This is a genomic window from Nocardia sp. NPDC058518, assembly GCF_042719655.1.
Classification (GTDB): Bacteria; Actinomycetota; Actinomycetes; order Mycobacteriales; family Mycobacteriaceae; genus Nocardia.
On sequence record NZ_JBHXNJ010000030.1, the window covers coordinates 12,768 to 35,243 of the forward strand.

Here is a 22,476-nt window from a genome sequence, read left to right on the forward strand (position 1 = left end):
CGTTCATCCACTTCCTCTGGGGGTGTTTTTTCGTTTTCAACGCGGCGTTGCATTACAGCCCGTTGTCGCGCCCCCACGGGCCCACACCCCCGCAGTTTTTAACGAACACAAGTAATCAATAGGTGCCGGTACACGTCACCTGCTCGTAAACGGACGCCCTGAACAAGTCTCCGTCTACGTGCCACGGACCCCGGTTACCAGCTGTTGGTAGCCGGGGTTCAGCCTTTCGCGAGGTCGTGCTTTTACATGCTCAGCATGTATTCGCACACAAAGGGTACCTAAGAGGTACGGGTCCGACCTCCACCGGGATAGCACAGTTTGGAGCGTTGTTTGTTCCGTGGCGGAACAGCCTGCTGCGGGACCAGATCGAGATCTGCCGGATTTGGCTGCGATGACCACACACCGTCAACCCGGCCCCGGCGTGCCCGCGGACTATCGGACACCCGTGCGGGTGTTCGGAAAACGACCGTTTGTCGAACACCCGGCGCGACAGTGGCATTGGCTGTGACTCGCAGCGATAGGTGGCGCTGTTCTCGCAGCTTCAGGTGGCGCCGATGACCAGGGTGCTGCGGGCGGTTTCGACGACGTCGGCGGTGATGGTGTGGAGTTCGTTGATCTTCATGATGCGGCGGATCTGAGCGAACAGTCGTTGCAGGAGACGGAAGTTGCCGCCGGTGATGCGGGCGACCGCGGCGACGGCTTGTGCGTCGGTGAAGTCGTCGGGGTCGAGTTCGAGGGACAGTTTGTGCCAGTGCCGGGTCAGGACGAAGGTGAGCTCTTCGCCGGTCAGCGCCCGGTAGTGGTGGGCGAAGCCGACACGGCTGTAGAGCTGCGGGTAGCGGGAGAAGGTCTTTTCGATTCCGGGCATCCCGATGAACAGCAGCCCGTGGTCACCGCGGTCGTACTGGTCACGCAGAAGCTCGACAGCAGTGGCGGACAGGCGCTCCGATTCATCGATGACGAGCAGTTCAACGTAGTCGGGCATCCGATGCTCACGGCTGCCGGTGTGGACGTGCTGGTCGATGCAGATATTCACCCGGTTGTAGAGCTTCGTGAGGTCGCCACGCAGTTCGCGCAGGGTAGCCGCGACCGTGGGCGTGTAGAACACGGTGCGAGCTCGGGAGAGTGCGGCGTAGAGGTCTTTGTCGGATTCTTCGCGGGGACCCCAGGTGGTGAGCAGGTGCCCGGACTTGTCCCACCGCGCGTAGCGAGAAGCCGACAGTGTCTTACCGATTCCTGCCGCGCCGTAGCAGATTCCGATGGTCCGGTCGCGTTTGACGGTGTCGGCGAACTCGACGAATCGGCGGTGTTCCTTGGTGGCGATGAACGGCCAATTCCGTGGTGTCGGCATGGTCAGTCCTCCTGGTAGGCACGCAGAGGCGGTGTTGGTGCGGGTGCCGGCGGTTTCGGTGGTGAGGGCCGGTGCGGAGGTGCGGGTAGGTAGTCGGTCACCACGGTGATGCGTTCGTTGATCTGCTCGCGTACTCGGCGCCGGTAGGCGCGGCGGGCGGCCTGAATGTCTTTGAGCCCGATGGTGTCGCCGGTGTGGTCGGGGCTGATGGCCTTGCACAGGAACCGGTTTTTGTGGAACACCCGGATCTCGGTGATGTCGCGCGGGTCGTAGCGGATGGTGACCGGTTCGCGGACGTAGGCGGCGAGGGTGGGGTGCAGGTAGCGCAGGCCTTGGAAGTGGATGCCGTCGCGGTGCACGACGCGCGGTGTGGCGACCTGGATCAGCAGCAGGTCGAGTTGTTCGAGACTCTCGGGCATACGCGGCAGCCAGCCCTCGGCCACCCAGGCTTGCTGTGGTGTGACGCCGATTTCGGAATGGGTGCGCCGGTGGTGGGTGTCGGTGATGAACCGGCCGATTGCCTCGTCGAGCTGGCGTAGCGACAGCGTCGGCGGCGTGACCGGTTTGCCGTGGACGAGGTGGCCGGCCAGTTCGCTGAGTAATTCGGTGTTGATGGTGCCGAAGAACCGCTCGATCTTGCCGCGGCCCTGGGGTCGCGCCACGGTGGAGTGCACGATCTGGAACTTCAGATCGGCGGCGACCTGGGCGAGGTGCTCGCTGGTGAAGTCGCTGCCATGGTCGACGTAGAGGATCTCAGGTATCCCGCATATCGGCCAGGCCGGATCAGATTTAGTCCAGATCGCTTGCCGCAGCGCCAACGACGTGTTCAACGCCGATGGCGCGCCCAGGTTGATGGTGTAGCCGGGCACCGCCCGCGAGCAGTCGTCGAGCACCACGGTCAACCACGGCCGGCGCGTGTTCCCGCCATCGAGGACCAGGATGTCGACTTGGGTGTGGTCGACTTGCCACATCGCGTTCGGACGTTCGGCGCGGCGCCGGTAAACCAGCTCATAGGTGTCGCGGAACGCTGCGGCACCATCGTGCGCCAGGGTCAGCATCGCCGGATCGAGTGCAGTGACGATCGAACGAACAGTGCTGTAGGACACCGGAACCCACCCCTGTTCGGCGGCGACGCGGGCGGTGCGGCGGGTGATCGCCGCCAGCGACGGGCGTGGGCGGCGCAACGCCATACCCTCGATCAGTCTCACCAGGTCCGGGTGGGTGCGTCGGTCGGTCGATCGGCGGCGGGTCGGGGCGAGCCCGGCCAGACCGAAGGTTCGATAGCGGTGTAACCATCGTTGCGCGGTCCGCAGCGGCACGTCCGCCTGTGCCGCAGCGCGGGTCAGTGGCACCTCGTCATCGAGATGAGGCCGCAGCACTGCAAAGCGGCTCATCGCCTGGCGGCGGTCCGCGTCGGTCAATCCGGTCAGCCCGGCCGCCGTCACGCCTCCATTTTGGCTGCGTCAGCGGCCAGATGTCGGTAAATGGTGGGGCGGGTAACGCCGAACTCGGCGGCGATCGCTTCGACGGTGTATCGGCGTTTCCCGCGCTCGTCGAGTTCGTCATACATCTGCCGGGCCAGGGCGACCTGCCGCGGGCCGAGTTTCGGTTTCTGCCCGCCGGTGCGCCCGCGGGCGCGAGCCGCGGCCAGACCGTCACGGGTGCGTTCCGACATCAGGGCATGCTCGAATTCTGCGATGGAGCCCAGGATCTGGAAGAACATACGGCCCACGGCGGTGGAAGTGTCGATGCCCTGATCGAGGACTACCAGGTCCACGCCTCGGTCCTGCAGGGTCTTCGACAGTTCGATCAGGTGCTCGAGGGAACGGCCGAGCCGGTCGAGCTTGGTCACCACCAGTTGGTCTTTGGGCCGGTTGGCCACCAGCAGCGCCTTGCTCAACTCGGGGCGGGAGGCGAGCTTGCCGGAAGCCTTGTCGAGGAAGATCTGTTCGCAGCCGGCCGCGGTGAGCGCGTCATGTTGGGCCTCGGGATGCTGATCGCGGGTGGAGACCCGTCCGTAGCCGATTCGCATGCCGCGGAGTGTATTGCGAACCCCCGACAGGTTGACATTGCCGCGTACACGGCAAGCGTTACAGAGGCGACCTGCGGGAACGTCCTGCGCGGCAAAGTGTCTCGCGAACGATCGTTAACGATCCACAATGCCGCACCCTCGCGGCAGATGAGTGTGTTGATGCACCCGCGTAGATGATCTATTCGAGAACCCGGGCGAGTAGCGGCCAGATGACCTCGTTCAGTGGCCGACAAGGTGTTGAGCAGGTCACCTTGGAACTACAGCACCGTCGCCGGCCCCGTTGCGAAGACCGCATCCGCGGCGCGAAAGACACCAGCGCCCGTAACCTCCCCCTACAAGGCATTCGCCGCGAACCATATCTGGCTCGCCCTGGTTCGCGCTCGTTCTGGAGGTGACCGCCTGGATGCAGACCATCGCCCTGCACGACCACCCCCGCCCGCGGCTGGGAGCCGCAATCTGATCGCATTGACCCGCTCGGGTCGACGACGGCTCAAAGAACTGGGGGGGTCGCTACAGGTTGCCCGAAAACCGCTGATCAACGGTTTTCAACCAATCCGAAACCGATCAAGCCAGGAGGGAGGCCCGGCGAAAGATCGAGGCTAGAGCCCTCATCGTCACGAATGGCTATCCATGAACTCGATGGCCCAATTATTGAATTCACCGAAAACGTCATCCCCGGCGTCAGCTCGGCTTTTGCGAAAAGTCGGCAAGACCAGCAGTTCCTCAATCAATCCAGTCAAGATATTAAACGCGCTGGTACACCGCTCGAACTCCTTCGGCGTGACGACCTCAGTCAGTTTCAGCGAGTCAAGACACACCGAAATACGCGCCTCCATATCGGCAAGAAAGCTAAATAGGGATGGGTCTCGGGCTATGAGACGCTGGTCAAGTTGAAGAGACTCGCACAGCATCACCAGCTGACACGTAAAGGTCCAAAACGCATGCCACACGAGGCGTCCTGGCCGTAAAGTCTTCTTCCACGGCGAGTATCCAGACGAACCTGGCCGAACGGGAGAATCCTCCAATTCTCGGATGAACAGAGCTTGGTGGATGCCCTCATGAGTGATGAGCGATGCGAACCTATAGGGACTTGTCAGCGGCCAGTCGGCGGCCATAAAGACGACACCCAACGCTTGGGCAGAGGATGCGCTAAGCACCTCGTCGCGGTGGCGGCTATGGCCTACGATTAATTCGCCGATACTTGGTCTTAGATCATTTCGAGGATAGGATCTTACGGATAGAGGGAACCGATCAGTGCACCAGGTGTACGCATCCGCAATCTGTCTGTGCACGTCTGTCCGCTGGTCGGCCGGCACGATTCTTGCACCCAAATCTTCGAAGTTCGTTCCGTGGTACCCGAATCGCAGCGGTGGGAGTTCGTTGCTGATGTATTCAGGCAGATACCCAACGCATTCTCTGACAACAGCTTCGAGGGCTAAGCAGGCTGTTCGGTTAGTCGGATGAGTCATGACAAGATGCCGCAGCAATCATCTTCTGCATCGTCAGAAAACACGTCTTCGCAATTGATCAATACGGGATGCGGATTCCGGGACGGTGCCACATTCGTTAGATCAAGCGGGTCTACCGAGTCGTCAAACCAAACCAGTCCGCCTTTCGCGCACAAATCCACGTGAATATCACAGAAGTAGCCCGCTGCGTCGACCGTCTGGTTGTGCTGCCCAAAGCCGATATGAACGCCTGGAACCCGTTCGTTTAGATGCGAATTCTCTGCAACTGCCGACTTGACCGCCGTGTTAGTGCCGAAGCCCAGCTCCCCGACCCTGTTGGCGTGGCGTCTCTTGAAGCACTTCTTCAGGAAGGCGGTCACCTCAGGATTTTCGCAGCGGAAATCGACCAGTACTCCGTCATCAATCTCGGCTATCGCAGGACTGCGCTCGAGTCGAGCGTCACCGTCGTAGTACATATTGACGTTTATGGCGAAGTCGGCTACCAAGGTACCACTGATGTGCGCAGGAAAGGTCGCCACTTCGCCCGCTGGAATCACCACAAACTTCCCCGGCTGGCTGATACCTCGGTTGCTTAGCCATTGGAATCGAGAGTTATCGAGCGTAGCCGTGAGGTTTGTGCCCCCCTCGGTTTCGATCCGCAGCGTCTTGGCGAGCCGACATTTTTCCAATATTGTCGTGTTCAGAGCAGACAGCTCCGATGGACTGCTTGCCAGACCAATCCCGAAAAGATCGCGTCCTGAGTTAATTGCGCGAATGACCTTGTATTGCTCCGGCCCGTAGTTCGAGAAGGCTGTCTTCACCACCTTGTTGTGCGACATGGTGTGGCGCTCAAAGAGTAGAAATACGCACCGTCCTGGACCTTCCCGACGCTCCGGTATTACCGAGGACAGCCGCTCATGGAAGCCCGGGTCACGCAATGGGTTCATGCGGACGAGAACCGCTTTCACGCCGCGTTCCTCGAATGCAAGAAACACCCATGCCGCAGGTTCTGTTGAATCCGGCGTGTACGCGATGACGACATCATCGTCTGAATCAAGTTGTACATAATTGTCGAGGAGAGATTGGATTCCAGCCCACACATGCTCATCAGAGCACACGGAAAAGTCCGCGATAGCACTACACACGACGATCACACCTCACGTAGAAGGGTCGGGTGCCTATTCAAAAGTTGGACCGATAGCGCTAAAGCAAACTAACTAGCTAATATCACTGCGCCGTTCTGTAGGCAACAAACCAAAGCGCTTCCTCCTCGGATACCTTGAGTTCTATTTCCCCAAACTCGGCGCGCTGGCTGGCTTTGTCGTTCGCCTCAAGATCTCCAATTAGAGAGCGAAGCTTTTCCGAGAAGCCTTCAGGAAGCTGTTTACCGGCCATGATCCGAACCTTCCTCTGTGGCACGTACCGCTGGACCTTGCAACTCGTCTCACAATAGCCCGGTCTGCGAACATTCTCAATGAGCCCTGGCTATCCGTTACATTCGAACGGTGGTCGCTGACGCGGCCACGATCAAACGGTCATTTTGTCTCTGCAGCGGCTGTTCGCCCAGATCCACCGCATTATGAAGATCAACGATCTATACACCATCACCGCCGACGTCGTCGAAACCGGCACCCTCGTCATCGGCGCCACCTGACCCTGCGAAATCACCGCCACCTATCACTGCGAGTCACACCGCCAGCGCTTCGGCGGCGGCCGGATGTTCTGTAAACGTTCGTTTTCCGAACACCCCGCCGCAGATGCTCATCCCAGCCGATCCGGACGGTTCGGAGAGGTCCGTAGGGTGGCTGTTCACGGATTCTCGGCCGAGGGGGCAGGTTGAACGATTACGGCAGTTTCGCGACTCAACCGCTGCCGGTGCAGCACCAGCAGAAGCGTGCGGTCGCGCCGGTGGCACCAGTGGCACCGATGGCGCTGAAAGGCGTACGCGGTCAGCAAGACTCCGGGTCCTCGGGGTTGGTTCGGGCGGGTGGGGGCGTCGCGCTCGCGGGTGTGGTGAGCCGGTTGACCGGGTTCGTGCGCACGCTCGTAGTCGCTGCGGTGCTGGGGACCGCGGCGGTCGGCGACGCCTACAACGGTGCCAACAACCTGCCGAACATGGTCTACGAGTTGCTGCTGGGCAGCGTGCTGGCCAGCGCGGTGATCCCCGTGCTGACGCGAGCGAGACGGCGGGGGCGCAAACGCTCCCGCGAGTTCACGCAGCGGCTGATGGTCGCGACCATGCTCGTACTGGCGGTGGTCACCGTGGCCTCGGTGCTGTGCGCGCCCTGGATCGTCCGCGGTTTCGTCGCTGATGCCGAGCAGCGGCGACTGGCGACCTTGCTGGCGTATCTGCTGTTGCCGCAAATCTTCTTCTACGGCATCAGCGTCGTGGTGGGCGCGGTGCTCAATGTGCGTGACAGCTTCGCCACCGCGGCGTGGGCGCCGGTGGTCAACAACGTGATCGTGCTGGCCACCTGCGCGGTGTTCGTGGCCCTGCCCGGTCCGGTCACCCTGACCCCGGCCTCGATGACCACCGCCCAGATCCTGACCCTCGGTATCGGCACCACGGCCGGGATCGCCGGGCAGGCCGCCTGGGTGGCGGCCGCGCTGCGCCGCGACGGATTCAGCTGGAGCTGGCGGGTGCGGCCACTGCCCTACACCTGGCGCCCGGTTCGGGCGGGGCTACCGGTGATGGGCTGGCTGCTGGTCTACGCGGTGATCAGCCAGATCGGGGTCGCGATCACCATGCGCATCGCCTTCGACTACGGCGGGGTCTCGATCTATACCTACGCCGAACTGCTGTTCCAAGTCCCCTACGGCATCCTGGCCGCCTCGATCCTGACCGTGCTGATGCCGCGTATTTCCCGGGCGGCGGCCCTCGGCGACCACGGCGCGGTCGTGGCCGACCTCGCCCGCGGCGCCCGGTACCTGTCGGTCGCGCTGATCCCGATGACCATGGCCATGGCCCTGCTCGGTCCGGGTTTCACCGCGCTGGTGTTCACCGGCCGCGTCGACAGCGACGCTGCCGCGCTGATCGGCACCGCGGTCGCCTGCGCCGCCTTCGGTCTGGCGCCGTTCGCACTGGTCATGCTGCAAATGCGAGTGTTCTACGCCTACAACGACACCCGCACCCCCGCCCTGCTCAACCTGGTCATGGTCACCACCAAGGTCAGCATTCTCGTCGCGGCCGCCACCGTGTTGACCGACCACACCGTCATCGTCATCCTCAGCGTCGCGAGCTCGCTGGCCTACGTCGCCGGCGCGATCGCCGGTCACATCCTGCTGCGCCGCCGCCACGGCCTGCTCGGATTCTCCACCGTCGCCACCACCGTCACCCGCGTCGCCGGGGCCACCGTCCTCGCCGGCGCGGCCGGATTCGGCGCGGTGGCCCTGACTCACGCCTCGCTCGACCCGGGCCACCTCGAACAGATCACCGCGCTCACCGCCGGGGCCGCCGCAGCGATGGTCGTCTTCGCGATCGCCGCCTACGTCATCGGGATCCCTGAACTGCGCGCAATACAGACGCTGCTGCCCCGCCGATAAGACAGGCGACTCACAAAGGTCGACTGGACCGTTCGAGAAACGGTCGTTTTCCGAACGGCCGTCGAGCTCTCGTTGGAACATTGCCGGATCCGAGAGACCTCATTTCCACAGGACGCTCAGCGCAAGGCCGGCGGTGACGAGAGCAGCGGGCCCGTAGGTGGTCGTGATCATCTTCAGCATCGCCAGCAGGTCTGTGCGCGGCGCCCGGACGACGACGATCGCGACAACGACAAGCGCCAGCACGAGGACCGCCAACGCGACGGTCAGGACGAGCATTTCGGGGCTCATGGGGATTCTTCCTTCTCGGTTACGGGAGTGCTGCCGACAACCTAGAAGGGGGGTTCTCCATCTGTTGCAAACGCGAAATCGCCAGCCGCGACGGCTGAGTTGCACCGGCGCCCCCGCTGGTCACGCCACTTACCACGCGGCCTCTCCGATGTTGCGCAGCATCGGCAGGCTGCGCTGTTCAGTGCAGGGGCCGAACCGAGTCGGGGACAGCTCCGAGGTGGGTGCGATTCGGTTCGCCGAGCGCGGAGGCGGTTAGGTCGCGACTGTCGCCGCGGAGGTGCACCCGTATCTGTCATGTCGCCCAGGGTCGCGCAGCGGATGCGCTTGTGTCACTGATAGTTCCGCAAGAGCTCGGGCAGAACTGTCATTGACACGCCGAGCATCGGCAAGTACGCCGTCGGCACCCAGGGCTGAGAGCCGAGAGGTGTTGGTCTGTCGGTCGACGGACGCTTTCTTCGTGCACGCTCATCTGATCGGGCCCTGAATACGCTGATGCCCCCGGTCTCCGCCGGAGGCATCAGTGGATAGAGCGTCTATCAGCAAGGATGAAACGTCGGTCAGTCGAGATGAAATGTCGGCTTGCCCAGTGGCGGACGACTTCTTCCGGAGTAGCTAGCCCTGATAGGCCATAGAGGCCGGCGGCTGCGATGTGCCAGAGCGGAACTAGGGCGGCAGCCCATAGTGGCGGTACGCCCCCGGACACGATCAGCGCAACGAAGCCTACCGAGGCTGAGCAGGTCAGAGCTAGTTTTATCCACGGCCCGATAGGTCGTATCCGACGCCGCGTCTCGCTCTCGACAACCGTCAGGACCACCGAACCTTTCTCCGGAGCCGCCGCCCTGGTCACTTCGTCAGAAGTTCTGACCAGAGCGGCATTCAATTGACATCCAGAGCCAGAAGTTTCGTCGTCAGGTAGATCGGGGCGTATGGGATCTCGCGCAGCTGGTGGGTGCTCTTCGCTGTAGAAGACCTGCTGCAACTGCTCCCAGACCACATCGTCGTCGAGGCATTCCACCGAGTCGGGTATTCGGTACTCGTCGTCGAGGGGAGCCTGGCACCGGCAGCTGCTGAGCCGTCGAGGTCCCTCGAACAGCGGATCCTGTTGTGAGGACTCGTCACAGGCTTCGCTGCCGATTTCGGCTTCCATGGTTTCGTTGGCGGGCTCTACACGCGCTACGCGCTCGGGTAGATGAAGCCAACTGCCCTCGTCGGCTCTTCGGTTGAGCGTCATCGATAGCGTGAACGCTTCCATCGCTACCGATTCGATGAGCGCGAAGACCTCCTCATCGACGAGACCGAGGTCGTCGACGCATCGGCGCAACATGTTGGCCTCGGCGACCAAGAACATGCTGACCGCGGCGAAGATCTCGACCACAGTGCGTTGAGTTTCGTGGTCATCGCGGGAGGCCATCACTGTCAGCTGCGCGAACATCGGATCGAGCTCGGTATCGAGGAGCTCGGTGTGCTCGACACCGAACAACTCCACCATCAGGACCAGCAGCCTGTCTGATGGGCCGTTGTCGGGCAGGCAGACCTCGGCACCGTCCTTCGACAGGCCGGCCAGCTTCCGATGAGCCTCTTCCAATCTGAGCACAACGACGATCAGGACGGAGTGGATACTCGTCCTGACGACAGTGGCGAGAGCGCGGTCCAGATGACCGTACCTGGCGAGAATCTGATCGGACACGACTCTTACTCTCCGACATTCGAGAGATCAACACAATACGTGTTTCATGAATGGCCTAGAAAACACATGATAACTTCATCAACCGATACATGAACGGATTCGGGTTTCATGAACGTATTCATGAAAACACCACAGTCGAATACATGAATCAATCGCAGATACGGACATGTATTGACGGCCGTGGCGAATTCTCGGACAATTCCGGATATGAGCCTTAGCGATCCTCACGACGGCGCCGGTGACCCCGGCACCCCCGACGGAGCGGAGTTGTACGGCAGCGGACCATGGATGGTGATCGAATCCACCGGACCTCTCGCGTGTGAGCTGACCTCGCGCGCGGTGGCCCAATGCGAGGATCGGGGTGTACGCCACGAGGTAGTGGGGATCGACAAGCTCAACGTCGAGGAGGTCGGGGTCTTCCACGGCATGGTCGTCACCGTGCCCGACCAGCCGAGCACGACCTCGGAGATCAAGTCGCTGGTCGACCTCGCCCGGGCGATGCGCTACTACCGGGCGATCCGCCGAGACGGGATCGACGCCGTCCTGTCCGGACGCCTACCGGAGTACAGGACAGGAGTACTCCAGATCGCTGGTCGTTCACGGGTTTTGAACTATCACAGGTTCAAACAGCTCGAGCGATCAGTGTGCCGAGAGCACCGCATCGACTTGAAGTCCACCCTCGACGAGGTGGACTTCTTTTCGGTGTACGCCCCGGGCGCCACGCTGACCGTCGTGCAGTCGCAGATCGAACGCAACCACATCGCGGCCTGGGAACTGCTGCTGCAGTGGGGCATCACCGACGTCGAGGCTGTCGCCGCGGTGCGCGTGGTCTTCGAGGAGTGCATCCAGTTCTACGAAGACCCGAAGTTCACCGCGCTGTTTCGGCCGGTGCTCGACAGCGGGTTGAACCGGCTGCAATACGTCCTGTTCGAACCGACCTTCCCCGGCCCGATCGACGCCGAAGACCTTGAGGGCAGCCGCAAACGGTGGATGGAGGCCGGTGCCAGGGTCGCGCGCCACGTCCTGGCCAAGCTCAACGAGCTCGACCCGGCCATCACCCGACCCACGGCTCGCCGCGGAAGGGGCCTGCAGGACGACCTGTTCGCCCTCTACGCCACGATCGAGACCGTGATGCGCACGCCCGAGTTCAAGGCGATCCTGTTCCCGTCCGAGCTGCCGACCGAGGAAGGACCTACGCCACCTACGGCTTCCGTTTATGAATGACGAAAGCGTTCATCAATGCATTCAAGTTCGCGAATCAGATTAACGATTCGGAACATGGAACAAGGCATGAACCATGAATGCTTTCGTGATTCACGAAACGAATACATGACTAATGCTGAATAGTTCGACCGAATGCCTTCGATAAGGTTTTGTCGGTGGCATGGAAAACAAATTCGGCAACACGTCACCTGAAGTACAGGTAGTTTCTAGGGTCCCCGATACCGAGCTCGGCACCACTGAGAAGGTGGCGCCCAAGGCATACATGGCGGCATTCGGTGCGGCCAAGGCCGTCGTGCCGCACATGATCGCCGCGGCGGAGCTGCTCGCCGAGGCCCTCACCCAGTTCGGCTTCGCCGAGGCGGCCTGGGCCCTGCGCATCGGCGTATGGATCCTGCGCGCGCTGACCAGCGGGGTCGCTGTGAGGGCGTTCGGCATGATCCTGCGGGCCGCGCGCGGTCTGGGTGCCGGCCTCGCCCGGCTGGGGCGCGGTATCGCGCAGCTGAGCGGGCGCCTCGTCCATGCCGTGCGCCACGGCATGCGGTTCCTGGCCCGCCGGTCTCATGTCGGCTGGCGACGGCTGCGCACCCTTGTGCGGCGCCGCCGCCACCGGTGCCGCCGGTAACTCACCGCAACCACCCGCTGTCCCCAAGGCCGATCGAGCCTTGGGGACAGTCTTATGCCCGGGCATCCTGGTGTTCACCAGCCACCCAACGAATCCCGGCGGCCGGGCCGCGGGGCACGAGTAAGACCGCAGGGCTGCGCGATCTCGCTCATGCCATGCGCGGGCCCGCGATACGGCTCAGGCCATGTCCGCGATTACGCCCAGCAGGGCGCACCCGATGACAAGGGCGGCACCAGCGGCGGCGCACCCGGCCATGACCACCGTGGCGCCGTCGTGGCCCTTCTTCTGGGCCAGGACAACTGCCCCCAGCCCGCAGATGACTGCCCACGCTGCGAGCAGGCACACAACCAGGACGATGACGAGCGCTGGCAGGTTCATGCCGCTACCCGCCCCGCTGATCGCGTCACCGACATCCCGGTGGCCTTGATCATGACCGAGGATCGCCGAGGGAGACCGGCGCCACTGAGTGCCGCCATGCCGCCGCCGCGCCCACTGTCGAGCGGTGCCCGGTCATGTTCGGCGTGTGGATCTTTCGATCCGGAGACCTCATGAGAGAACATGTGTTGTCAGGTCCTTCTGAGTTGGTCTGACGCGGGACCCGCATCGATGGCCGTCAAGTTGCCGATGCGGGTCCCTTTTCGTGCGACGGCCGGTTGACGGTCGCCCCTTGATTCAACAGCGTCACAGAATTGTCCAGCAAGCCGGAATAGTCCCTGACGTGCGCGAATGTGATTGTCCCCGTGGAGATTCGGGATTGTCCGGGTGGAGTTCTACACTTGATCAGCACGAGGCTCGCTCACAGATAGCTCAGACAACTGGAAAGGCCCGCAGGTGCCGGAGAAAAGTCGAGCCGGGCGGCCTCTGCCGACCTCTCCGGAAGCGTTCGAGAAGCTGCCGCGGGCGACGGCGGAGTTGAACGCCGGCCTAAACGCACTCCTCGTCGAGGCGGACCTGACCTACAAACAGGTCGTCGAGGCGAACGGGTTGACCGCGCTGGATACCAAACGGTGCAGCCGCCAGATGCGCGAATCCAAGACCGGCCCGAACCAGGACTTCTACGACGCGATCCTGACCAGCGTGGCGGGCAAGATCGGCAGATCGTCGAACGACCTACACATCGAGTTCGACCCCCAGCTGGAGCGCGCGAGGAATGCGACGACGTCGAACTCGCGCCCGTCCGCAATGAAGACCGAGCTGGGCCGACCGCGGCCGCCCCGCGGCGGCGGGCAGCAGTCGAGGTCTACAGTGTCGGCGACGACCCGCAGCTCGGCCGACGCCTCGCTGTCCCCGGAGCTCAAGCGCAACGCCGAGTGGCTGGCCGGTTTGCTCGAGGCCAACGACGAACAGCGCGCCGTCGACGAGATGGACGACATTTTCTGCTTCTCCGACTTGGTGGACGTCTTGATCTATCTGGCGGCCGTGGTCGATCCGGGGATGTCGGCGGCGCTTCTGGAGGAGATCCGGCGCCGCGACTACCCGCGTAGTTCCCGAATGTTCGCCGAGATCAGTTCCAGGAACTCCGAGATCGCCGAGCGGATCGCGGCGGTGTCTCCTCCGCTGAGCGGAGACGGTGAGTTCAGCGTCCTCGAGCAGAATCCGATGATCACGTTCGGTCGGCGGCTGGCCGGGGTGATCAGGAAGGGCGATATCGCCCGGGTTCGCCGTGAAATCGTCGTACGAACAGACGACCTGTCCCACGGCCCGGAGAGCATGCTCGGCGGGATCATCGACAGCGGTACCGATGGGCCGACGTTGGCGGGAAAGCTGTTGTCGGCGTTGGCCGGCAGCTTCGGCGACCAGATGTTCCTCGCCGCGGTGCAGCTGATCCGCCACTCATGCGTGCTGCAACGCCCGAACCTGCTGGCCGACCTGTACCTGCAACTGCGCCCCGAGCTGCGAACCGAGATCCTGGTGCGACTGAGCCATATCTCCCGCGTGCCCAACGAGATCGGGCTCGAGGGTGACGGAATCGAGGACCTCGCCGCCTTCGTCGGTGTCCAGCGCCAACACCTCGACTATCTGAGCACCGCGATGCTCGACCCACGACTCACCCGCGACGAAGAGCACGGCGTGGGCCACCTCGTCGAAGCAGTGACCCACCTCGACCCGCTCCTCGACGTCATGTTCCACAAGGACCGAGACCAGACGACGCGAGTGCTGGCCAGTGCCTTGCGTGACTGGGACCAGCGACTGCGGCCATGGACCGGGATACCAGATCTGTACCCGCCCCTGGCCAAGCTCGGTGAGGCCGTGCTGATGTTGCCGCACCCGGCCCCGCTCGTCGCCGAGATGATCACCAAACACCCTGGTAGCGGCTGGCTTCTGTTCGAGGCCTTGCCGTGGCTGGCCCCCCAGCGGTTCCAGAAGATGCTCATCGCCTTGGCCAAGGATTACGCCACCGTGACCGTGGTGCTGGCGCGGATGATCATGGGCATGCCCGATGGTCGCCGCCAGCTACGGTTCTGCGAAGAACTGGTCGTAGCCGCGGGCGAGTCGGCCGACCCGATTCTGCGCTGGATCGTCGCTGAACACGCGCGCGAGATTCTGGATGTGCTGTTCTACTTCGAAGAGCACGCCCCCACGTTCAACACACGCATGCGGGGCCTTCTCGATGACCACGGCGTCGCCGACATCCGAGAAGTGATCGCCACAAACCTCGATACCGGCAGACGCGAACACGCCTCCCGCCCAAGGGAGATCCCCATCTACATCAGTGGTCCCCTCAAGATCAACGATCCCCTCGAACCAGCACCGATTTCAAAGCGATCGACCCGTCACGTGATGCCGGTGCTGCCCTGAATCAACGATCGACTTCGTCGACGTTCAACGCCCCCAGCACCGGTGGCTACTTCGTCGTGAGGTCGACGAGGGCCGCGCCGGTGGCGTTGGTCTGCACCGAGGTGATGCCCTTCTTCGCCGACTCCTTGGATTCGTAGGCCTGCGACTGGGCGATGATCTCGCCGTTGCCCGCCTTGAGCCGCCACCGAACCTTGCCCGCGGCGTCGTCGAAGAGCTCGAACTTTCCTGCCATGGTCGGCCTCGCTTCGTTCGAAGGGAAAACGCGCCTACCAGCGCAGAATAAGCCCGCTCCGGTCGAGCGGAGGGCGCCGCGCCGAGCATCCGCAGCCCGCGCGGGGTGGCTCCAAGCTGGGCATAGGCTGATCTTGTGGGTCTCTCGGTGCCAGCACCGATGCTGGCCAAGGCCGGACGGCCACCACAGCCGCCAGGTGGCTGGTGCGCGGAAATGAAATGGGACGGCGTCCGCGCGATCGCGCACTGCACCCCGGGCGGGATCAGCTTGTGGAGCCGCAATTTACGCGAGATCACCGGCTCCTACCCCGAGATCGTCGGCGCGCTGACCGAGATCACCGACGGGCGCACCATGCTGCTCGACGGCGAACTCGTCGCCCCCGACGACCGCGGCGCACCCTCGTTCTCCCGGTTGCAGCGGCGCATGCACGTCCAACGCCCCGCGCCCTCGCTGATCGACCAGGTCCGGGTCAACTACATCGTGTTCGACCTGCTCGGCGTCGACGACCAAGTGCTGTTCGACGACCCTTATCGCACGCGCCGCGCCGAGCTGGCCGACCTGACCCTCGACGACGGTGAGCGTGTGCGGGTTCCACCGATGTGGTCGTTGGCCGAGTTAGGCGCCGAGGAGCTGATGCGGGTGGCCGCGGACTCCGGGTTGGAGGGGATCGTCTGCAAACGCGGTGACTCGGTCTACGAGCCGGGCCGGCGCTCGTCGGCGTGGACGAAGGTGGTCTTGAGGCTCACGACCGAGGCCGTGATCGTCGGCGCGGTCCCCGGCAACGGCGCCAACGCCGCCACCTTCGGCGGCCTCGTCCTGGCCGGGCACCACCCCGACGGGCGGCTGCGCTGTATCGGCGGGGTCGGGACCGGTTTCACCGCAGCCTCGCGGCGCAGTATCCGCGCCGCGCTGGACAAGGTGCGCCGTGAGACCAGCCCGCTCGATGACCCACCGCCGGCGTCGGTCGCGCGGTCCGCGTGGTGGGTTGAGCCGGTGTTCGTCGCCGATATCGAGTACCGCGAGATCAGCGGCGACGGTCTGCTGCGGCATCCAAGTTTTCGGGGGATCCGGACCGACAAGACACCCGATGAGGTCGGCCTGCCCAGCTGACCGCCGGACCCACGACCATCGATGCGGCGCACGCACCGGACAAGATCCAGGCTTGACCGCAGCCCCAGAACGGGCCGAGTCACCCAATTGCGCAACGTATTTGCCAACATCGGTCTGCCCGCGACGACCACTCGGCCGCCGCGGGTAGACGCTGCCTATGTCGGATTGTGCAGTACGACCGCGCCGATCGTTTTGGTCAAGAGCTGTAGATCCAGCGCTAGAGACCAGTTCTCGACATACGACAGATCCAGTCGCAGAGCGTCTTCCATCGAAATGTGGTCGCGTCCGCTCAACTGCCACAATCCGGTGATCCCGGGTTTCACCAGAAGCACGCGGCGATTGACCACGTCACGGGTCTGCCGCGGCCGTGGTCCGACAATGCTCATCTCGCCCCGCAGCACGTTGAGGAACTGCGGCAGCTCGTCCAGGGCGTACTTGCGCAGGAATCTGCCCACGGGCGTGATGCGCGGGTCGGCGCTCAGCTTGAACATGAGCGTGTTCTTCTTGATGGAGCGCGCCGTGAGAATGTCGAGATCCGCGTCGGCGTACATCGTCCGGAACTTGAACATCCGAAACGGTTTGCCGTCCTGACCGATTCGCTCCGCTCGATAGAAGACCGGGCCTCGGCTCGTGAGTTTGATCGCGAGGGCGATAAAGACGAGCGAGGGCAACACGGCAATCACCATGGACAGCGCGAAGCAGAAATCGAAGATTTCCTTTCCGACGCGGCGGCGCGGACGAGACTGCGGCTCGCCAAGAGGCACCTCGGCGGTGCGAGCCAGCACCAACTGGAGTACGCCCTCGGCGGTGATCGGGGCAGTCACGTCGGCTTCGGCTTCCGCGTTGAACAGGTCGAACAGCTGGTCCATCCCGGTGTCACTGGTGTGACTGCTCGGCGGGTAGCTGTCGATGGGTGGGATGGATGCCCTGACACGTTCGATCGGATTCATCGTGTACCTCCCTCCGGTTCCTTCGACAGCCTTCCGATTCCGAATTCGGCAAGCACGTGACCTCCGACCATGTGTTTCAGCCGCGCTCGGGCGCGGCTCAGCCTGCTGGACACGTTGGTTGCGGTAAGGCCGGTCTGCGTTGCGATTTCGCTGACTGACAGCCCTGCGATGCCCGCCAGCTCGATGATCGTTCGCTGTTCGTCGGGGAGCTCGCTAAGAGCCTCGGCGACGAGGGCCACGGCCGACTCGGCTGCCAACCGGCTATCGACGTATTCGTAAGGATCACGGCCTGCACAGTCAGGCAGTTCGTCGGGCGCTGTCACGATGGCGCGTCCTTCTTTTCGCTGCTGCTCCAGGCTGACCAACTGCATGAACCGGAAAATCGTCGCCAGACGGCGCTCGTCATTTTCGGTCGCCAGTGTGTGCCATTGCTTCTCCCAGACTCGGACCAGTGCGGTCGAGAGGATGTCCATCGCACTGGCACTGGGCAACTGGCGTACTGCCGCATAGCGATAGGCGACGGGAATGAGCTTCAGTTCGAGGTACACGCGCAGGAAGGTCTCGAAACTGGCGCGGTCCTGCGCGGAGGGCATGCCATGGCGTTCAGCGCTCATTCGCATCACAGGCGCTCAGTGGGCGTGGCATCGCGTACGCCGGGAAGTGGTTCCGGTCGCGTATAAGAACTAGGGAGCGCCCGTCAGGATGGCTATCGCGCAGAACGGTACCGGGCAGGGCCGCGGTCAGGAGCACCCGGTAGGTCTTGCGTCGGCTGCGTTCGCGCCACACCTGAGTCAGCGCGAGGATCAGCGGGGTGATCAGCGGAACGATCAGCGCCAGCACCACCGCCGCACCTGGGCACACAAGCTCAGCGATAAGACCTAGCATCTCTCGTCCTCCTGTCAGCGATTCACTACTACATGTCGCCAACAGACGTGTCGTCACACGAGCTGAAGTGACGGCCGATTTCGATCCGGGTCGTGCGCGGTGACAGTCCCCTGCGGCGAACTGCTGGGGGACTGTCACCGGGTCAGATTGCCCAGTCGATCGGGTTCGGCTGCGCGGCAGATGACGGGAAGTCGTGTCCGAAGTCCGGGCTGAGGAACTCCGCTCGTTGCAGACTGTGCAGAGCCTTGCTCTTAGCCCGGTCGTAGCGGTGCTGCACGGCCTTCGGGGTCGCTTTGAGCTCTTCGGCGATCACCGCGTTGGGGTAGCCGGCGATCCGACGCATGAAGACCTGCTTCTCGGCCATCGTCATGCTGCTCGTCGCGACGGCCAGGAATTCGATTCCCACCGCGGCCCGGACCGGGTCGGTCTCGGGATTCAGTGAGAGCGCCGTGCTCAGGCGGGTCGAGTACGTGTCGGGGTTGTTCTCCTCACGTTCGGAGTGTTCGGTGAGTTCACCTTGGTCGGCCAGGCCGCGGTGAAACCGGTATGCCAGACGGGATCCCGTCTGGAACATGTAGCTGGCCGGCGAGTCGATCGTCTCCCAACGCTGCAGCATCTGCTCCATCGTCAGGGCGACGACGTCCTCGACGTCGCTCGCGCGCAACCGCCACAGTCCGTCACTGGTGATCTTCTTCTGGATGTGGCGGTAGAGGACCGCGTAGTTCGCCCGGTAGAAATCGGCGAACTGCGCGGCCGTCTCCGTCGGCGTCACTCCCGGGCGTCCAACTGGGTGGAGCCCGTGGCGTCGTTGCGGTGCAGGGTGACGCGGGCGCGCTTCCAGTCGTTCCAGTGGCTGCGCACCTCCTTGCCCACCGAGCGGCCGGCATCGAGGAGCAGGAAACCGGCGGCCGCGAGCACCACAGTGGTCGAGCCGGTCTGGACGATGCCGTCGGTGAAGGCGACGACGAACGAACCGGCGGCGACCCCGTAGCCGGTGAGGCGCTGGCGCCGACACGTCTGGAAGTAGCGCGGGTCCAACGGAACCCCCGGGAGGGGCAGAGTGAAGGACATGGATGTTCTCCGTTGTGTCTCTTGATATAGCAAGTGCCCGTTCCCATTCCCGGCCAAGGTCCTGGGAGACGGCTGACAGAGTCATCTCTACCCCGGCCCCCGCCACCGACCAAGTCATGGGATGAGCCGGTATCGCGCAAGGACTTTCAGCAATTCACCGAGGTAGACCCGAAAAAGTGGCGACTCTCACAAAAAGGGGTCCGAACGCGCGCGACTTGACTCTTAACCTTCGACAACGTTTTTGTGTCCGCACTTTTAGGACGGTCGACTCCGTTGTCTCTTGATAGGCCCGCCGCCCCTTCCCGGCCAAGGAAAAGTCCAGGGCGGTGGGCCAAAGAGGCGCTCACTTGATGCGTCTCCACCCCCCCGGACTGGGCGAATTGTGTCCATCTTCGGGATTTGCTCGGTTGCTACCGAGTCGCCCCGTTACCGGCCCGCGGGCATTCAGACCCGCTGCGGCAGTGTGATTCATGCGATACCCATGCCTATACCCCCCTTGACGGGCGGGTTCCGGTAGTGATGGCCGGACGCCGTAGCGATCGACGGTGCGGTTGCCGTTGGCAAGCTGACTCGGCCGGACTGACAAGACGCCCGATGAGGTCGGCATGCCCGTGCCGTAGATGTCGCAGGCGACCATGAACCGGTTTCGGTCTCGCGCAGCGCTCATCGCCACCATGATGGCTGGATGACCGCCTCTCCCGATGCTCACAGCCTGGAGTTCCTGGTGATGCTTGCGTGAGCTTGTCACGCCCGTGAAGTTCATCGTGACCACCACCATCGGCGCCGGGTCGCTGCCAGCAACTTGAGCTGGTCGGCGCGACGGCGCGGGTCGTCGCTGAAGTTGACGACAAGCCCGGCCAGCAGTCGCGGAACGCCGTCGAACACGAACCACACCGTGCCGACGGCGGTGATGATCTCGCCAGGCGAAAGACCGGCGAGATCTGGAATCAAGGACATGCTGCGGACATTAGAAAATTGGGGTGCAGCGACTCAAACATCTACCGCGAGACAGTCACCAACGGTGCGCCATTGCGCTCCGGCGACCGGTAGCTCGGCGCGATACTGGCGCGGTGACCACAGACGGTAGCCACCTGCCCCGCTACACCCTCACCATCCGACCGAACGCACCGCTGTTCGTCGATGACGAGATCTGTCTGGAGATCACCGCGCGGTTCCTACCTCGCAATGGCGATCAGCTCAACTTCGATGGGCCGGACGGCTGCACGTTGGTCGCGGACGTCACCGGGATCTTCCACTACTTCGATGTCGAAGAACTCGCTGAACCCCAGATCAACGTCGAAGCCATCGCACACCCGAGCACCGAAGACGACGCGAACGAACTGCTCGACCCTGTGCGCCTGATCGAGTGGGCGCAGCCGTTCCAATTCGTTGCCGCAACGCCTTCACCCCAGTCGGTAGCCGCAGCCGCCGGCGCCGTCGATATCGACGCCCGCAAACCGGACGATCAGACCTGGGAGCAGTGGGCCCAGCAGATTCGTGCACTGCGGACGACCCTTCCCGCCATCGGCTGATGTCGGTGTCGGATATCCGCTAGATCAGCGAGTCAATAGCGGTCGTCGACCTCGGCGACCGGCCGGTGCGGGACGAGTTCGCCGCCCTCGGAGGAGATCTCGACCGCGGTCAGGATGCGCGCGAGCACGGCGGCGGGCCGCTCGCCGCGCTTGAAGGCGACAGGAGCGAGGGCGAGTATCCGCAGAACCGTTTCGACGTCGGCGGAGGCCGGTGGGGGAGCGAGCGCCGGCAACGAGGCCGCGCTCGCCACCGGCAACGCCGGATTGCCCCAGGGAGTGCGCTACTGCGTGCACATCACCCGCGGCTCCGCCACCGACACTTCGGTGTGGGACGTGACCCTGCGCCAGCAGTGGCCCGACGACACCACGGTCGAGAAGATCGCCTACGTCATCCGCACCCGTGAGGTCGCCGACGACCGCCACCGAATCACCAGCATCAACTACAAGTAGGGGCACCCGGCGCGCCTGACTAGATCAGGATCACCAGCGCGACGAACACCACGAACCCGACCGGGATCCACCACCACCGAAACCCGATCGGTGGTGGGATCTCCGGCAGTGGCCCGGACAGGCGTCGGTGGCGGTCGCGATCGGCTGGGCTGCCGACACGGTTGAGCGCGTGGACCTGACGCTGCACCTCGCCCAGGGTCGGCGCGAACCGCGCGCCCGGCGAATTCGGGCATGACGGACTGTCGTGCCAGCCGACCGAACACCGATCACACCGATAGCGCCCCACCATCGCCACCACCTCCACCCCTCGCACCAACCGAAACGCGCCCACCGTATCCCTCACCCACAAACCACGTGAGCACACAACATCAAAAATCGTTCACACCTCATGCTCTGAAGGTAACGTGCGCATAACAGAACGTTGGCTTCGGAAGTTCCTGAGCGAGAACCCGACACCACGTACTGCCCCAGCCGTGGCTGCTCGGCAACGCCATCGAGCACGAAGATGTCACTGGCAGGATGCCTTTGGCCTTCACGCATCTGCGGGTATAGGAGCTCGACTGACACGCCAGGATTGGCTGCGACTGACCTACCATGACCTCGTGGAACCCGCGTGGATTGCAGTGTTCGGCACCTTGTCAGGTGTGGTTGTGAGTACCGTCGGAGGCATCACCACTAGCTCGTTGACCAGCCGTAATCAACGTCTCGCGTCCCAACGACAGCTGGAATCCGCTGCTGACGAGAAGTTCCGGCAAGAGGTTCGCGAGTCGTTCGTCGACTATCTCTCGGCCTATACCGCGCTGCGTGATCGAATCCTCGTATTCCGGAACGAGTGCAACGAAGCCGCCACGCCCGCCACACTGATCGAAGCATTCGCCCCGTCGGAGTCGACCGACTTCAATCGCGCATTCCACACACTGCAGATCACCGCCAGTGCCAGTGTTTCAGCAGCCGCGGACGCCGTGCAGGCACAGCTGTGGGATCTAGCGAAGGCGGCCGAAGAGCGCGATAGCGAAGTCTTCGAACGGGAGCTGGCCGCCGGGTCGCCGCTCCGCCGCGCGTTGCATGCCGCGATGCGCACCGAACTCGGTGTTCGCGGCGAGACAGCCCTGCCGTCCAGGCAACCAAGATCATGACGTCAAAATTCGGCGATACGAACAACTTCGGATCTCAGGTGACAAGGATCACCGATCGGCGACGTCACAGATCCCCGGTAGAACCAGTAGCGGCGAATGCGGTCCTCACACCGCGA

The 22,476-nt window shown here is 63.4% G+C and carries 26 protein-coding genes; 8 read left to right on the forward strand and 18 right to left on the reverse strand.

The annotated features are described in order from the left end of the window. Nucleotides 1-541 precede the first annotated feature (541 nt). From ACFWPX_RS33305 to ACFWPX_RS33330, 6 genes are all read right to left on the reverse strand, one after another. Nucleotides 542-1,351 (reverse strand): AAA family ATPase, encoded by an 810-nt coding sequence (locus tag ACFWPX_RS33305; RefSeq protein WP_378932112.1) that lies wholly within the window; start codon nucleotides 1,349-1,351, stop codon nucleotides 542-544. A 2-nt stretch (nucleotides 1,352-1,353) separates the two neighbouring features. Next, entirely contained in the window at nucleotides 1,354-2,796 is a 1,443-nt protein-coding gene (locus tag ACFWPX_RS33310; protein ID WP_378932114.1) for a Mu transposase C-terminal domain-containing protein, read from the reverse strand. Further along, nucleotides 2,793-3,383, reverse strand: coding sequence for a recombinase family protein (locus ACFWPX_RS33315; RefSeq protein WP_378932116.1), 591 nt, complete (start codon nucleotides 3,381-3,383; stop codon nucleotides 2,793-2,795). The genes ACFWPX_RS33310 and ACFWPX_RS33315 overlap by 4 nt, the downstream gene beginning before the upstream one ends. A gap of 614 nt (nucleotides 3,384-3,997) precedes the next feature. Continuing rightward, the gene (locus tag ACFWPX_RS33320; protein WP_378932118.1) at nucleotides 3,998-4,498 is read right to left on the reverse strand and encodes a hypothetical protein; all 501 of its coding nucleotides are present in this window, start codon (nucleotides 4,496-4,498) and stop codon (nucleotides 3,998-4,000) included. Nucleotides 4,499-4,848: 350 nt separating this feature from the next. Further along, nucleotides 4,849-5,949 (reverse strand): hypothetical protein, encoded by a 1,101-nt coding sequence (locus ACFWPX_RS33325; protein WP_378932120.1) that lies wholly within the window; start codon nucleotides 5,947-5,949, stop codon nucleotides 4,849-4,851. A gap of 109 nt (nucleotides 5,950-6,058) precedes the next feature. Further along, nucleotides 6,059-6,226 carry a hypothetical protein gene (locus ACFWPX_RS33330; RefSeq protein WP_378932122.1) on the reverse strand — a complete coding sequence of 56 codons (168 nt, stop codon included), beginning with the start codon at nucleotides 6,224-6,226 and terminating at the stop codon, nucleotides 6,059-6,061. A 441-nt stretch (nucleotides 6,227-6,667) separates the two neighbouring features. Here ACFWPX_RS33330 and murJ point away from each other — a divergent pair, with 441 nt between their 5' ends. Then, a complete protein-coding gene (gene murJ, locus ACFWPX_RS33335) occupies nucleotides 6,668-8,374 on the forward strand; it encodes a murein biosynthesis integral membrane protein MurJ (protein WP_378932125.1) in 1,707 nt (568 codons plus the stop codon). A 99-nt stretch (nucleotides 8,375-8,473) separates the two neighbouring features. Here murJ and ACFWPX_RS33340 read toward each other — a convergent pair whose 3' ends face one another. Both ACFWPX_RS33340 and ACFWPX_RS33345 read right to left on the reverse strand, forming a co-directional pair. Continuing rightward, nucleotides 8,474-8,662, reverse strand: coding sequence for a hypothetical protein (locus ACFWPX_RS33340; RefSeq protein ID WP_378932127.1), 189 nt, complete (start codon nucleotides 8,660-8,662; stop codon nucleotides 8,474-8,476). 517 nt (nucleotides 8,663-9,179) lie between these two features. Beyond that, the gene (locus ACFWPX_RS33345; protein ID WP_378932129.1) at nucleotides 9,180-10,349 is read right to left on the reverse strand and encodes a hypothetical protein; all 1,170 of its coding nucleotides are present in this window, start codon (nucleotides 10,347-10,349) and stop codon (nucleotides 9,180-9,182) included. Between the two features lie 207 nt (nucleotides 10,350-10,556). Between ACFWPX_RS33345 and ACFWPX_RS33350 the strand changes: the two genes are divergently transcribed. Together ACFWPX_RS33350 and ACFWPX_RS33355 are read left to right on the forward strand one after the other, a co-directional pair. Beyond that, the gene (locus ACFWPX_RS33350; RefSeq protein WP_378932131.1) at nucleotides 10,557-11,573 is read left to right on the forward strand and encodes a hypothetical protein; all 1,017 of its coding nucleotides are present in this window, start codon (nucleotides 10,557-10,559) and stop codon (nucleotides 11,571-11,573) included. Nucleotides 11,574-11,733: 160 nt separating this feature from the next. After that, nucleotides 11,734-12,195: a hypothetical protein gene (locus tag ACFWPX_RS33355; RefSeq protein WP_378932133.1), complete on the forward strand. Its 462-nt coding sequence runs from the start codon at nucleotides 11,734-11,736 to the stop codon at nucleotides 12,193-12,195. A gap of 177 nt (nucleotides 12,196-12,372) precedes the next feature. On the opposite strand, the gene ACFWPX_RS33360 is transcribed toward ACFWPX_RS33355, so the two are convergent. Next, the gene (locus tag ACFWPX_RS33360) at nucleotides 12,373-12,573 is read right to left on the reverse strand and encodes a hypothetical protein (RefSeq protein ID WP_378932135.1); all 201 of its coding nucleotides are present in this window, start codon (nucleotides 12,571-12,573) and stop codon (nucleotides 12,373-12,375) included. Between the two features lie 534 nt (nucleotides 12,574-13,107). On the opposite strand from ACFWPX_RS33360, the gene ACFWPX_RS33365 reads away from it, so the two are divergent. Beyond that, nucleotides 13,108-14,994 (forward strand): hypothetical protein, encoded by a 1,887-nt coding sequence (locus tag ACFWPX_RS33365; protein ID WP_378932138.1) that lies wholly within the window; start codon nucleotides 13,108-13,110, stop codon nucleotides 14,992-14,994. Nucleotides 14,995-15,040: 46 nt separating this feature from the next. On the opposite strand, the gene ACFWPX_RS33370 is transcribed toward ACFWPX_RS33365, so the two are convergent. Continuing rightward, complete coding sequence (locus tag ACFWPX_RS33370) at nucleotides 15,041-15,226, reverse strand: YegP family protein (RefSeq protein ID WP_378932140.1); 186 nt, start codon at nucleotides 15,224-15,226, stop codon at nucleotides 15,041-15,043. 135 nt (nucleotides 15,227-15,361) lie between these two features. Here ACFWPX_RS33370 and ligD point away from each other — a divergent pair, with 135 nt between their 5' ends. Further along, nucleotides 15,362-16,336, forward strand: a complete 975-nt coding sequence (gene ligD / locus ACFWPX_RS33375; RefSeq protein ID WP_378932142.1) for a non-homologous end-joining DNA ligase — start codon at nucleotides 15,362-15,364, stop codon at nucleotides 16,334-16,336. A 155-nt stretch (nucleotides 16,337-16,491) separates the two neighbouring features. Here the strand turns inward: ligD and ACFWPX_RS33380 are convergent, their stop codons facing one another. The 6 genes from ACFWPX_RS33380 to ACFWPX_RS33405 all read right to left on the reverse strand — a co-directional run bounded on the left by ACFWPX_RS33380 (nucleotide 16,492) and on the right by ACFWPX_RS33405 (nucleotide 20,199). Next, nucleotides 16,492-17,205: a sugar transferase gene (locus ACFWPX_RS33380; protein WP_378932144.1), complete on the reverse strand. Its 714-nt coding sequence runs from the start codon at nucleotides 17,203-17,205 to the stop codon at nucleotides 16,492-16,494. A 77-nt stretch (nucleotides 17,206-17,282) separates the two neighbouring features. Further along, nucleotides 17,283-17,900: an RNA polymerase sigma factor gene (locus tag ACFWPX_RS33385; RefSeq protein WP_378932146.1), complete on the reverse strand. Its 618-nt coding sequence runs from the start codon at nucleotides 17,898-17,900 to the stop codon at nucleotides 17,283-17,285. After that, complete coding sequence (locus ACFWPX_RS33390) at nucleotides 17,890-18,129, reverse strand: hypothetical protein (protein WP_378932148.1); 240 nt, start codon at nucleotides 18,127-18,129, stop codon at nucleotides 17,890-17,892. Before ACFWPX_RS33390 ends, ACFWPX_RS33385 begins: the two co-directional genes overlap by 11 nt. Before the next feature lie 184 nt (nucleotides 18,130-18,313). Then, nucleotides 18,314-18,943, reverse strand: a complete 630-nt coding sequence (locus ACFWPX_RS33395; protein ID WP_378932150.1) for an RNA polymerase sigma factor — start codon at nucleotides 18,941-18,943, stop codon at nucleotides 18,314-18,316. After that, nucleotides 18,940-19,242 (reverse strand): hypothetical protein, encoded by a 303-nt coding sequence (locus tag ACFWPX_RS33400; protein ID WP_378932152.1) that lies wholly within the window; start codon nucleotides 19,240-19,242, stop codon nucleotides 18,940-18,942. The genes ACFWPX_RS33395 and ACFWPX_RS33400 overlap by 4 nt, the downstream gene beginning before the upstream one ends. Before the next feature lie 759 nt (nucleotides 19,243-20,001). Then, entirely contained in the window at nucleotides 20,002-20,199 is a 198-nt protein-coding gene (locus ACFWPX_RS33405) for a hypothetical protein (RefSeq protein ID WP_378932154.1), read from the reverse strand. 113 nt (nucleotides 20,200-20,312) lie between these two features. Here ACFWPX_RS33405 and ACFWPX_RS33410 point away from each other — a divergent pair, with 113 nt between their 5' ends. After that, nucleotides 20,313-20,774, forward strand: a complete 462-nt coding sequence (locus tag ACFWPX_RS33410) for a hypothetical protein (RefSeq protein WP_378932156.1) — start codon at nucleotides 20,313-20,315, stop codon at nucleotides 20,772-20,774. A 32-nt stretch (nucleotides 20,775-20,806) separates the two neighbouring features. Here ACFWPX_RS33410 and ACFWPX_RS33415 read toward each other — a convergent pair whose 3' ends face one another. Beyond that, nucleotides 20,807-21,031: a hypothetical protein gene (locus ACFWPX_RS33415; protein WP_378932158.1), complete on the reverse strand. Its 225-nt coding sequence runs from the start codon at nucleotides 21,029-21,031 to the stop codon at nucleotides 20,807-20,809. 31 nt (nucleotides 21,032-21,062) lie between these two features. Between ACFWPX_RS33415 and ACFWPX_RS33420 the strand changes: the two genes are divergently transcribed. Beyond that, a complete protein-coding gene (locus ACFWPX_RS33420) occupies nucleotides 21,063-21,224 on the forward strand; it encodes a hypothetical protein (RefSeq protein WP_378932160.1) in 162 nt (53 codons plus the stop codon). Nucleotides 21,225-21,243: 19 nt separating this feature from the next. Here the strand turns inward: ACFWPX_RS33420 and ACFWPX_RS33425 are convergent, their stop codons facing one another. Further along, the gene (locus ACFWPX_RS33425; protein WP_378932163.1) at nucleotides 21,244-21,567 is read right to left on the reverse strand and encodes a hypothetical protein; all 324 of its coding nucleotides are present in this window, start codon (nucleotides 21,565-21,567) and stop codon (nucleotides 21,244-21,246) included. A 307-nt stretch (nucleotides 21,568-21,874) separates the two neighbouring features. On the opposite strand from ACFWPX_RS33425, the gene ACFWPX_RS33430 reads away from it, so the two are divergent. After that, complete coding sequence (locus ACFWPX_RS33430) at nucleotides 21,875-22,360, forward strand: hypothetical protein (RefSeq protein WP_378932165.1); 486 nt, start codon at nucleotides 21,875-21,877, stop codon at nucleotides 22,358-22,360. Nucleotides 22,361-22,476: the final 116 nt, after the last annotated feature.